Annotated in this window: 9 protein-coding genes and 1 pseudogene; 3 read left to right on the top strand and 7 right to left on the bottom strand. The window is 62.7% G+C overall.

Translation table 11 applies throughout. The annotated features are described in order from the left end of the window. Positions 1–22 precede the first annotated feature (22 nt). Positions 23–1,450, bottom strand: a complete 1,428-nt coding sequence (locus tag KNN17_RS21405) for a hypothetical protein (RefSeq protein WP_241710851.1) — start codon at positions 1,448–1,450, stop codon at positions 23–25. Between the two features lie 347 nt (positions 1,451–1,797). Then, positions 1,798–2,592: a hypothetical protein gene (locus KNN17_RS21400; RefSeq protein WP_372489718.1), complete on the bottom strand. Its 795-nt coding sequence runs from the start codon at positions 2,590–2,592 to the stop codon at positions 1,798–1,800. 751 nt (positions 2,593–3,343) lie between these two features. Here KNN17_RS21400 and KNN17_RS21395 point away from each other — a divergent pair. From KNN17_RS21395 to KNN17_RS21385, 3 genes and pseudogenes are all read left to right on the top strand, one after another. After that, positions 3,344–4,012 (top strand): annotated as a pseudogene (locus tag KNN17_RS21395) (DNA-processing protein DprA); the annotation flags it as partial. A 400-nt stretch (positions 4,013–4,412) separates the two neighbouring features. Next, positions 4,413–5,339: a tyrosine recombinase XerC gene (locus tag KNN17_RS21390; RefSeq protein ID WP_241710850.1), complete on the top strand. Its 927-nt coding sequence runs from the start codon at positions 4,413–4,415 to the stop codon at positions 5,337–5,339. A gap of 259 nt (positions 5,340–5,598) precedes the next feature. Continuing rightward, positions 5,599–6,102: a DUF3145 domain-containing protein gene (locus KNN17_RS21385; protein ID WP_078108617.1), complete on the top strand. Its 504-nt coding sequence runs from the start codon at positions 5,599–5,601 to the stop codon at positions 6,100–6,102. 102 nt (positions 6,103–6,204) lie between these two features. Here the strand turns inward: KNN17_RS21385 and fabF are convergent, their stop codons facing one another. The 5 genes from fabF to KNN17_RS21360 form a co-directional block, all read right to left on the bottom strand. After that, positions 6,205–7,440 carry a beta-ketoacyl-ACP synthase II gene (gene fabF, locus KNN17_RS21380; protein WP_241710849.1) on the bottom strand — a complete coding sequence of 412 codons (1,236 nt, stop codon included), beginning with the start codon at positions 7,438–7,440 and terminating at the stop codon, positions 6,205–6,207. A 140-nt stretch (positions 7,441–7,580) separates the two neighbouring features. Further along, positions 7,581–7,826 carry an acyl carrier protein gene (locus KNN17_RS21375; RefSeq protein WP_028267518.1) on the bottom strand — a complete coding sequence of 82 codons (246 nt, stop codon included), beginning with the start codon at positions 7,824–7,826 and terminating at the stop codon, positions 7,581–7,583. Between the two features lie 108 nt (positions 7,827–7,934). Continuing rightward, positions 7,935–8,996, bottom strand: a complete 1,062-nt coding sequence (locus KNN17_RS21370) for a beta-ketoacyl-ACP synthase III (protein ID WP_241710848.1) — start codon at positions 8,994–8,996, stop codon at positions 7,935–7,937. Next, complete coding sequence (locus KNN17_RS21365) at positions 8,993–9,922, bottom strand: ACP S-malonyltransferase (protein ID WP_078108620.1); 930 nt, start codon at positions 9,920–9,922, stop codon at positions 8,993–8,995. The genes KNN17_RS21370 and KNN17_RS21365 overlap by 4 nt, the downstream gene beginning before the upstream one ends. An 88-nt stretch (positions 9,923–10,010) precedes the next feature. Next, positions 10,011–11,255, bottom strand: a complete 1,245-nt coding sequence (locus tag KNN17_RS21360) for a PucR family transcriptional regulator (protein WP_241710847.1) — start codon at positions 11,253–11,255, stop codon at positions 10,011–10,013. Positions 11,256–11,578: the final 323 nt, after the last annotated feature.

Here is an 11,578-nt window from a genome sequence, read left to right as displayed (position 1 = left end):
AATTCAATAGCAAGAGCTGTGGTCATCGGATCTCCAATTGTCCGGTGAGGAGTGACTCGAGGAGCCGTCGGTCTGTCCCGGAAACCAGTTTCGCAGCTTCTTCTATGTCGACCGACTGGATGTCGAGCAAGTCGGTCAATTGACTGAAGGCTGATCCATATTGGCCGTTCCATTCCTCAGGGGTCAGTTCCTGCCGGCGTTCGTCGAGCATCTTCCAGAGGAGCGCCTGGATCGGATGATGGCGGGGTTCTGAGACAGCGCAGGGGCAGCCGAGGCAGAGGAGGAACGAAGCCGTGCAATATCCTGCAGAATCCGTTGGGTATGGGGTCGACCGAGGGCCCGAACACGCGGTGGCGACGGTATCGGTGGCGCCCGCCATCACTCGCTGAAGGGTCTCAAGGTTGAGCCCGAGACGCTTCGCCAGACCTTTGGGGTTTGCAAAGGCTTCGGCGAGGTCCTGATCAGACATCAGCTTCACCTTGTTGCTCGCCTGCGCCTCGCGAACCACGTCATCGAGCACTCTGCCGACTACCTTTTGATATTCCGGCAGAGCAGCAGCATTGCGCCGTAGATACGTGGACGCGAGCGTGGTCGCTGTATGATCCACAGGTCTTTGGGTCAGTTCGAGATGGTGCTTCCTAATCGATGAGAGCCGAACGGTTATCGCGACTCCGTTCACTTCATAGGCCAAGAAAGGTCCGACGTGCGAGGGATTGAACGGAACGATCCGCCCCAAGGAGCCCTGTCCTCTAAGCCAGAGAATCAGATGACTACTGCCGGCGATACGACGCAGGTCGTCACAGAGTTCGAGAGCGATCCGGTAAAGTCCAGCTTCACTTCTCAAGTCATCCGTTTGTCGCACGTACTCGCCTGTGAACTCGTCGATACCTCCGTGCTGGAGCGCCGCGGTCATTTCTGATGAGTGAGCTCCCCGTCTTGGTTTGGAAGTGCGGGTGAAGATGACATCTCCGGAGCTATCCGAATCGTCGGTGGAGCGAAGATGCTCTGCGCTTAGTCTGGCCACGGTGGATGGGTTTTGTCCTGTGGTGGCGACGAAGAGGAGCACGAGGGCAGCGATCTCATCTCGTGAGGGAAACAGTCCACGAGTCAGTGGCATTCGGATTCGCGGCCGGTCTTTAGCTCGCACGCCCTCTAAGTCCAGAATTCGTTCCACGCTGCCGGTTGCCCGAAGAGTAGTGAGCAAACTCATTCGCTCATCGAATTCCGACTCCGGAGTCGACTCCAGTTGATCCCTCAAACTCCTGATGCGTGCGAGGGCATGGCGCACCCGCCGTCTCGCTTCATCGACTATCTGGCGATAATCACCAGCCGCGTATCCGGCCGTGGGATTAGCGGAATCAGGTCGCGTCACTTGATGGAAAAGGGCGGAGATGAACGACTCCGACAACTCCGGGTCGCCACGGAGCGAGCTTCTCAGAGCTGTGGTCATATGGTAACGCTTCGTTTCTCCGATGCGACCCAACAGAGCTACATGCCTGCTGTCCAGTTGCTTCGGAGATGAGACGGCCACCGGCGACTCGGCTATGAGACGAGCGAAACGCGAAAGCGCGGAGAAGCTTGACTCTGCGGAGGACAGCGTCTTGCGGGTTCCGGTCGCCGAGGTAGCTCTGGCGAATGACCTCATCAGTAAGGCGGTTAGCTCGTCAGATACGGGCAGTTGGGAGAAATGGAATGTACGTGCATCTTCTCCGTCCTCAGACACGAAATGTACAGTTTTGGCCTCGTGGTCGATCCGCGCGGGGGTACGAAAAGACGCGGGAGGCAATGCAGCGCGGGCTATGCGGCACCACCTTGGCGAAGCGGGTCGTCTGCCACCCGCGGGTTTCCGGACAATACGCGCATCTGCATCTGGGCGAAATCGTCGTCGTCGACCTGCTCCAGCAGCAGGGCCGTGCTGAGGTTCCTGAAAGGCTCCAAATAGATATTTCGTGTAGTTTCAACGCTCGAGTGACCTAAAAGCCCTTGGATGACGTTCCAGGTGTCGCCGAACTGGTCGCGAAAGTCCCGCCGCTCCCAATCGGAGAGGTGGCTGATCCGGTTTTCCCAGGCGGATTTGCCAACGGCGTACCAGCGCAGGGCGAAGCTATGTCGCAACATATGGGGATGACACCGCAGCCCCTGGATGCCCTGCGACCGGACTCGCCTATTGGCACTAAGGAAAGTCTGGTACCAGGCTCGCTTTCGGCGCGGGGATCCATCTTCGTTGAGCCACAGATGAAGGGGCTCGAGGCCGTCTGGACCGCGCATGCATAGGGACAAGCGGATCTCTGGTTTTAGGTCATTCAGGTCGATCTCTTGTTGTCGCCCGGACCTGTCCGTTGCCTCGGCGAGGCCTCCCTCGAACGCATGGTCGACGACCAGCAGATCCGGCAAATCCTCGTAAAGGCCTGAGGCGCGGCCGCGCTGGACCGCCCGCGCACGGTCGTGTTCGACGTACGTTTGGATCTGTCCGAGCACATCGGATCGGATCCAGTAGTCCCGGCCGACTCCACCCTTGGCACAGGCGTCCGCGAGGCGTGCGGTATGGAACCGACGCATTTCCTGCCGCGTCGGCAGCTCAGGGATCAGCACGCTGGACCACTCCTGAATCCTCAGCCCGGTCCTGTAGAGTCCGTCGACGAACGCTTGATCGCGCTCTTCGGACCTGTGCCTCCATCGCCGCCTTTCAACGCCATCCCGATCGAATCCAAGTAGTCCGATGTCCCTCCACCTGCGGTAGGCGGCGGGTGTCAGCCATTTCACGTCGGTTGACCTAACCCGGTTTGTTGCAAACCGCTTTGAACTCATTTCCTCGGCGAAACTTGCTCCGCCTTCGCCGGAAAATGGACCCTCAACCCCAAATCGGCTAGCTGCCCACCGATAGAACACGAAATATGCAGCCAGATCCGTCGTCCAAGCACGTCCAGTTATTCGCTTCGGGTTGTCGGGGTTCGAGCGCCTCCAGTCCTTCAGGCCGGACAAGGTCTCTGCGGTTGCCGTGTCCCATGACTCGCCGACCAGGTCAAGGAAATTGAGCCAGACTCTCAGGGAGTGTGCATATCTCCACTGTGTCGAGTCCGCCCGGGCGAGCATCGTCGGAGACCGGAAGAACTGATTGAGTGCCGCGTGTTCGAGACCCGTCGAATTCACGAAGAGAGGGCGCCCGACCAGCGAGGTCGTCAGTGGCCTGACGGGCGACGACCGGTCGAGAACGGCGTCTGCGATACGGGAGAGGTCACGCCTCTTATACAGAAGCCAGTTGTCTTCAAGCTTGGTCACTTCCCAAGTCTGAGTTAGTGAAGGTCGGTTTCACATGCAACACGCCAGAGAGGGGTACAGAACCTACGGCATCGACGCGCATGCGCACCGCGGGGCTTTGGCCGGGGGCACAAACGACATGCCGACGATCGCGGTGATGGCCGGGGGAGTGGATCGATACTATCCATCCGGAAACGAGGATCTCTTGCGTGCCGTGGCAAACCAAGGTGCGGTCATCGCGGAGGTTCCCCCCGGCTCGGCGCCCACCCGCTATAGGTTCCTTCAGCGGAACAGGATTATCGCCGCCTTGGCAGCCGTGACCGTGGTGGTCGAAGCGCGATGGCGTTCGGGTGCCTTGAATACAGCTCATCATGCTGAATCCATTGGCAGGGCGGTCGCCGCGGTCCCGGGGTCCATTCACAGCGCCAACTCTGCGGGCTGCCATCGGCTCCTCCGGGATGGCGGAGTTGTTTGCGTCACGGACGTCGGAGAGATCGCTGAACTGGCGGGGTCGAGCGGTGAGGGGCTCGTCGGGGACAAGGAAACGGCGGCCTCAGACCACGACGGGCTCACCCTCGAGGACCTGATTCTGCTCGACGCGTTGCCGGTCCGCTCGACGAGCTCGGTGGAGAAGCTCGCGGTCGTTGCGGGACTTAGCCCCGAGTCCGTCAGGGCCGGTCTTGGACGCCTTGGGCTGTTGGGTTTGGCGGTATCAGTGAGCGGGGCCTGGAAGAGGTCGGGTAAGCAGGGCTGATTTTGGGACCGGATGGCAGGCTGAGCCTGGTTCGGGGTCTCAAATTCGCAACTTAATCGACAGTCGACTATTAGTTAACTGAAAGTTGGCCTAGTCTCTAGGGGCGATATGGGGGACCGTCCTTCCATCGTTTCAGCAAAGGAGCCGAAGTGACTACGAAGTCAAGGGCGCAGCCCGCGAGGTTCGTGATTGGACAGCAAATCGGCCCCTTCTGATCGTGGGAGCGGTCCTGTTCGTCCAAGGCGGCCCTGGCCCGGTATGGCTTTGGGTTCTTTTCGCGGTCTGGCAGGGGTTGCTCGTGTGGCAGTACTACAGGATTTACAAGTCCATCGGTCAACGGTGAAGATGGCCGAACGTGGCGATGCCAACTACCGGGCCCCTCGGCTGGCACAGTGGAAGGGTGCAAGAGAAATCGCTCCCCGAAGCACTCGCCGGGTCCGTTCAGGACTTCCGTCGCTACCTCGAAAGCGAACGGGCCAGGTCCGCCCACACAGTAAGGGCATACATCGCCGACGTCGAGAGCCTGCTGCGCTTCGCTGCGGCGGAGGGCGTGGGGGACCTTGCGGACCTGGAGCTCGGCACCCTCCGGCGTTGGCTGGGGGCACAAAGTGAATCCGGCCGGTCCAGGGCAACACTCGCCCGGCACGCCGCGACGGCCCGCGCGTTCACCTCCTGGGCCCTGCGGGAAGAACTCATCGCCTCGGACCCGGCTATTCGCCTCCAGGCCCCCAAGCGTGACCACACACTCCCTGGAGTTCTTCACCAGCAGCAGGTCTCCAGGATCTTCGAAAACCTGTCAGAGACAGCCGCTGACGGCTCTGCGATGCCGTTGAGAAACCGCGCCGTCGTCGAATTGCTCTATGCCACGGGGATCCGCGTCGGCGAGCTTGCCGGCCTGGACATCGACGATCTCGATCAGGACCGCCGGACTCTTCGCGTGCTCGGTAAAGGAAACAAGGAACGGACGGTGCCCTATGGTGTGCCGGCTGCGCTCGCCGTCGACGACTGGCTTCGCCGCGGCCGTCCACGGCTCGCAACCGAGCGTAGCGGACCGGCGCTTTTTCTCAGTTCCAGGGGTAACCGCATCGATCAGCGCCAGGCCCGCAGTGTCGTCAATAACCTCCTTGCAGCCTTGGGAGATACCGCGGCAACCGGACCCCACGCGCTGCGCCACACGGCCGCCACCCATCTGCTCGACGGCGGGGCGGACCTGCGTGCGGTGCAGGAAATTCTGGGACACAGCAGCCTCGCAACAACACAGATCTACACCCACGTCTCCGTGGACCGGCTTCGCAAGAGCTACCAACAAGCCCACCCTCGTGCCTAAGGACAAGAAACCGTGCAACACTTCGAAGAGTCAAAAGGGAGAAAGACCGCCCGTCCGGGAATCGCACTGGCGTAATTCCGGTCCGTACGGCAAAATGAAAGCACTGTGGGGAAACTTTCAACCAAAACTTGAATGTTCTTCCGCTGCGGAAAAAATCGTAGATAGGTAGGGAAACCGGAACAGCGCGGCACCCGCGCAACAAAATTTCATCCGAGCAGAGGTCGTTGGGGAAGACGTACCTACAGCTATGGAGGATGGAATGTCTGTTGCAATAACCCGCGGTGTCTTGTTTGTGCATTCGGCCCCTACCGCGTTGTGCCCTCACGTTGAGTGGGCCATTGGATCGGTCGTTGACAAGCGGACCGATCTTGAGTGGACCCCTCAACCTGCCGCGCCCGGAATGTTCCGCGCCGAGCTCTCTTGGGCAGGAGTCCCTGGAACGGGTGCCCAATTGGCTTCGGCGCTGCGTGGGTGGGCACACCTACGCTACGAAGTCACCGAGGAGCCGAGCCAAGGCGTGGACGGCGCGCGTTGGTCGCACACTCCGGAGTTGGGTATTTTCCATGCCGTCACCGATGTCCACGGCAACATCATGGTGACCGAGGACCGCATCCGCTACGCCTACGAGTCGGGGGCGGGAGATCCTGCCGCCGTCTACCATGAGCTTTCCTTGGCGCTCGGCGAGGCCTGGGACGAGGAGCTCGAGCCCTTCCGGCATGCTGCCGAAGGCGCCCCTGTGCGCTGGCTCCACCAAGTCGGTTAGGGAACAAAGTACCGAGACAGTTTTTCCATAGCAAAGAGGAGGGCCCCACCACGGTGGGGCCCTCCTCTTGTGCCTGGCTTGCGCCTCGACCTGCAGCGACTGTCAGACGTTGCGGATGGCGATGACGGCGTTGTGGCCGCCGAAACCGAAGGAGTTGCTCAAAGCGACAATGTCACCGGCGGGCAAAGTGCGTGCCGAAGTGACGACATCGAGCGGGATCTCCGGATCCTGGTTCTCAAGGTTGATGGTCAACGGAGCCTGGCGTTCGTAAACGGCAAGAACAGTCAGCACTGCTTCTACGGCCCCTGAAGCGCCCAACAGGTGGCCCATCTGCGACTTGGTGGCAGAGACTGCCACATTGTCGACGTGGGCGCCCAGTGCGGCACGGAGCGCCGTGTACTCGGGCTTGTCACCGACAGGGGTCGAGGTGGCGTGGGCGTTGACGTGAACGACATCCTCGGCCTGGATGCGGCCGTCGAACATGGCAGCCTTCAAGGCGCGGGTAGCGCCCAGGCCTTCCGGGTCCGGCGCCGTGATGTGGTAGGCGTCAGCCGTGACCGAGGTACCAGCGAGCTCAGCGTAGATGCGCGCGCCGCGGGCGATCGCGTGCTCCTCGGCTTCCAGGACCAGGGCGCCGGCGCCTTCACCCATGACGAAGCCGTCGCGGTCGCGGTCGTAAGGCCGCGAAGCGTGCTCGGGATCGTCATTGCGGCGGGAGAGCGCCTGCATCGAGGAAAACGCGGCAAGCGGCATCGGGTGGATGGCGGCTTCGGCACCACCGCACACAACGACGTCGGCCTTGCCCGAGCGGATGAGATCCAGGCCGAGGTGCATGGCTTCGGTGCCGGAAGCGCACGCGGAAACCGGGGTGTGCGCACCGGCGCGGGCACCAAGGTCGAGGCTGACGGCCGCGGCGACGCCGTTCGGCATGAGCATCGGAACTGTCATGGGAAGGACCCGGCGGGGACCCTTTTCCCTCAGCGTGTCCCAAGCGTCCAGAAGCGTCCAGACGCCGCCGATGCCCGTAGCGAAGGCCACGGCAAGGCGGTCGTGGTCGATTTCGGTGATACCGGAATCTGCCCAGGCCTCGCGTGCGGCGATGACACCGAACTGCGTGGAGGGGTCCATGCGCTTGGCTTCAACGCGGCTCAGGACCTCGAGGGCCGGCGTCGAGCACCGGGCGGCAAAGTGGACCGGAAGGTCATACTTGGCAACCCACTCGTCCTCGAGTGTGTGGGCACCGGAGACCCCTTTGAGCGCGTTCTTCCACATTGTGGGGACGTCGCCGCCGATGGGCGTTGTGGCGCCCAGACCGGTTATGACTACTTTGCGTGCCATGCGATCACTCTCTGTCGGATCAGCCAACCCATGTGCTGTTCTCACGGGGAAGGCAGGAAAAAACTTTGGGAGATATAGCAGCTGTGCCGGGCTTCGGATGCAACAGGTCGCACCCGAAGTCCGGCACAGTTGAGGCCAGGCTAGGCCTGTGCGTTCGAGATGAAGTTGACGGCGTCGCCGACGGTCTTGAGGTTCTTGACCTCTTCGTCCGGGATGCGGACGCCGAACTTCTCTTCAGCGTTGACGACGATGGTCATCATGGAGATGGAGTCAATGTCCAGGTCCTCGGTGAAGGACTTGTCCAGCTCCACGGCTTCGGTGGCGAGGCCGGTCTCTTCGTTCACGATTTCAGCCAGGCCGGCCAGGATTTCTTCGTTGCTAGCCATTGTTGGCTCCTTTTCTTGTTGTCCGGCTATTGCCGGAAATGGGGGCAAACCGCGGATACGGCTTGGGTTTCAAAGCACTATTCAATTGGAAGGCAGACGCCGCCCGAGCTACGGAAGAACGATCACCTGGGCACCGAACACCAGACCGGCGCCGAAGCCGATCTGCAAGGCAAGGCCACCGCTGAGCCCAGGGTTCTCCTTCAAGAGCCGGTGCGTGGCCAGCGGAATGGAGGCGGCGGACGTGTTTCCCGCATCGGCGATGTCCCGTGCGACCACCACGGTCTCGGGAAGTTTGAGCTTCTTGACCATCTCGTCGATGATCCGCATGTTCGCCTGGTGGGGGACAAAGGCGGCGAGATCCGAGGCTTCGATTCCTGCGGCGTCCAGGGCTTGCTGCGCAACCTTCGCCATTTCCCACACGGCCCAACGGAAGACCGTCTGCCCGTCCTGGCGGAGCGTCGGCCAGACATCCTGCGCTGCGGAAATAATGGCCTGATCGTCGGATTCGTCCGAATGGCGGGCAGACTCGCCCAGGTTGCGGACTTCGTCGAGGGAATGCGTCATGCCGATCGCGTTCCACTTGCTGCCATCGGATCCCCAGACGGACGGGGCAATGCCGGGCGTGTCGGACGGGCCGATGATCACGGCGCCGGCACCGTCGCCGAGGAGGAAGGAAATGGTTCGCTCATGGTTGTCGATGACGTCCGAGAGCTTCTCGGCGCCGACCACCAAGACGTATTCAGCCGCGCCCGAGCGGACCAAGGCATCGCCCTGGGCAATGCCGTAGCAGTAGCCCGCACATGCCGCGGAGATGTCGAAGGCCGGTGCCGGCGTGGCGCCCAAGCGGTCGGTCAAGGCGGCAGCGGCGGACGGCGTCGCATAGGGGTGCGTGACGGTGGAGACGATGACGGCACCCAGCTGGGAAGCCTCGATGCCGGCCTGCTTGAGCGCCTCGCGCGCCGCCCCTTCGGCCATGTCAATGACGCTGACATCGGCCGCGGCGCGATGGCGGGTGACGATGCCCGTGCGCTGGCGGATCCATTCATCCGAGGAATCGATCCACTGGCAGACGTCGTCGTTGGTGACGATGATGTCCGGGCGGTATGCCCCGATGCCCGCAATCCGTGAGAATTCTTTCGTCGGTGCCTGCTTGAGTACGGGGGCGCTCATGCGTCTCCCTCCAATTCCGCGAAGAGTGCAAGTGCAGCGGACAAATCGTCCGGTGACTTGACGGCAACGGTTTTCACGCCCGGCATGCCGCGCTTGGCGAGGCCCGCGAGGGTGCCGGCCGGTGCCAGTTCGATGAGGCCGGTGACCCCGCGCTGGACAAGGTTCTCCATGCAGAGGTCCCAACGCACCGGGCGCGAGACCTGGGCGATCAGGCTTTCGACGGCGGCGCCGCCGTCCGTGACTTCCCGGCCGTCGAAGTTCGAGAGCAACGGAACCGTGGGGGCCTGCGGCTTGAGCGAGGGACGGAGTGCTTCAAGCGCGCTCACGGCCGGAGCCATGTGGGAGGTGTGGAATGCTCCGGCGACCTTCAGCGGGATCACCCTGGCCTTCGCCGGAGGGTTGTCAGCCAGTGCCTGCAGCTGTTCGAACGTGCCCGCGGCTACGGTCTGGCCCGCGCCGTTGACGTTCGCAGGAGTTGCGCCGGCAGCCTCGATGGCGGAAAGCACCTCGGCCGGATCGCCTCCGACGACGGCACTCATCCCGGTGGGGGTGACGGCGGCGGCAGCGGCCATGCTGTTGGCACGCTCGCGGACAAACGTCATGGCTTCTTCTTCGCTCAGGACACCCGCCAGCGCCGAGGCCGTGATTTCGCCGACCGAGTGGCCGGCCAGGACGATCGGAAGGGTGCTGAGTTCGACGTCGAACAGCGATTTCGCTGCGACGAGGCCTGCGGCGACGATCAAGGGCTGCGCGACGGCAGTGTCCTTGATGGTTTCTTCATCGGAGGTGGTGCCGTGGGCTTTGAGGTCGATGCCTGCGATTTCGCTCAGGGAGGCCAAATGGCCTTCTACGGAAGGGAGCTCCAGCCAAGGGGCCAAAAATCCAGGGGTCTGGGAGCCCTGTCCAGGGCAGACGATTGCAAGCACGTAACCAGCTTTCCAAATTGCCGCGTGAACTACTGGTGTTTGCGTACACCAAGCTCACTGGGTCAGTTTGTAGGAAGTCTACAACGGTTCAACCCGCGGATCGGGTACCGTGACGCTCCGGCGTCGCCTTTGGCTGGGCCGAAAGCCGGCCCACGACCAACGCGGTTTGGAGCACGAAAGCCTCCCGCGGGAGGAGCGGGTCCCACCCCGTGACGTCGCAGACGCGCTTGAGACGATACCGCACGGTGTTCGCGTGGACGAACAGTTCGCGGGCAGTCGCTTCGAGGGAATGGCCGAGTTCCAAATAGGTGCCGAGGGTTTCGACCAGGCCGTTGGACGCGGCGAGCAGCGGCCGGTAGATGTTCTTGATAAGGGAGCGGCGGGCAGCGTCGTCGCCTGAGACGACGCGTTCCGGGAGAAGGTCGTCCGCGGCGACCGGTCGCGGAGCCGACGGCCAGGCTTTGGCGGCGGTCAGCCCTGCGAAGGCGGCCTGGGCGGAGCTGCTGGCTTCCAAGAGGGAGCCGGCCTCGGGTCCGTAGATCACCGCGCCCGGTGCGAACAGTTCGCTGAGTTTCAGGTACGCGGTGTCGCGGTCCTGCACGCCACCCAGAATCAGGATGAGGCGGTCGCCCTGGATGCCGACCAGGGCGTCCTCCGCGTAGCGTCCGGCGGTCCGTCGCAACTCGCTCACGTAGCTTGCGCTGGGTTCCGACGGCGAGTTTCCCACCATCACCGTGAAACGCTCCTGTGCCTTCCAGCCGAGGGCCGCGATCCGGGAACGAAGGGCATCGGTATTCTCGCCGCGGAGGATGGCGTCGACAATGAGCGCTTCGAGCCGGGTGTCCCAGGAACCGCGGGACTCGGCGGCGCGGGCATAGACATCCGCGGCGGCGAACGCAACTTCCCGCGAATAGCGCAGGACCGCTTCGCGCAAGGACGGTTGGTCGGCTTCGGGTGCGATCACCGGGACCTGGTCCTCGACCACTTCGACGACGATCCGGATCAACTGGAGGGCCTTTTGCAGGCTGATCGAGCGGGTCAGCTCGGTAGGAGCATTCCCAAAGACGTCCGTCAGGATCCATGACGGCGAGCTCGGCCGTTCGTACCACGTCACGAAAGCCGCGATTCCGTTTTGGGCAACCAGGCCCAAAGCTGAACGTTCGTCGGAGCTCAGCCGGCTGTACCACGGCAACGATTTCTCAAGCTTGCGCATGGTGGTGGTGGACAGTTGCCCCACGTTGGCACGGAGCCGCTTGAGGGTCTCCGCCTTTTCCGGAGTTACCGTGCGCGCAGCCGCTTTACGTTTCGCGGGGGTTTGAATCGGCTCTGCCATGCCTTGAGCATACGGCGCATCATCCACAAGCTCCATTTGTGCGAAGGCTACAACTGCGATTGGTACGCGTCACGCGCCGACTGCACCGAACGGCGCCACGGGCGCTTGCCGGCAAAAGCGTTAAAGCCCGACGGCGGCCCGCACCTTTCGGTGTGGACCGCCGTCGAGATGTCGCTTGGCTTGCTTCGCTGGAGACTTAGCTTTCGCCGCCCGCCCCGCCGGTGGTGCCGGCGTTGACATCGAGGAGGCTGTACTTCTCGATTGCCTGGGCCGGTGCCTGGGCGTCAACTTCGCCGCGGCGGGCGAGGAGTTGCAAGGCCTTG

This window comes from Arthrobacter bambusae (genome assembly GCF_022606295.1).
Classification (GTDB): Bacteria; Actinomycetota; Actinomycetes; order Actinomycetales; family Micrococcaceae; genus Arthrobacter; species Arthrobacter bambusae_A.
This window is presented reverse-complemented; position numbering and strand designations above follow the sequence as displayed.

Coding starts and splice junctions, on each gene's coding strand:
- KNN17_RS21405 (WP_241710851.1), bottom strand. CDS start 1,450: ATGACCACAGCTCTGAGAAGCTCGCTCCGTGGCGACCCGGAGTTGTCG.
- KNN17_RS21385 (WP_078108617.1), top strand. CDS start 5,599: ATGTCTGTTGCAATAACCCGCGGTGTCTTGTTTGTGCATTCGGCCCCT.
- fabF (WP_241710849.1), bottom strand. CDS start 7,440: ATGGCACGCAAAGTAGTCATAACCGGTCTGGGCGCCACAACGCCCATC.
- KNN17_RS21375 (WP_028267518.1), bottom strand. CDS start 7,826: ATGGCTAGCAACGAAGAAATCCTGGCCGGCCTGGCTGAAATCGTGAAC.
- KNN17_RS21370 (WP_241710848.1), bottom strand. CDS start 8,996: ATGAGCGCCCCCGTACTCAAGCAGGCACCGACGAAAGAATTCTCACGG.
- KNN17_RS21360 (WP_241710847.1), bottom strand. CDS start 11,255: ATGGCAGAGCCGATTCAAACCCCCGCGAAACGTAAAGCGGCTGCGCGC.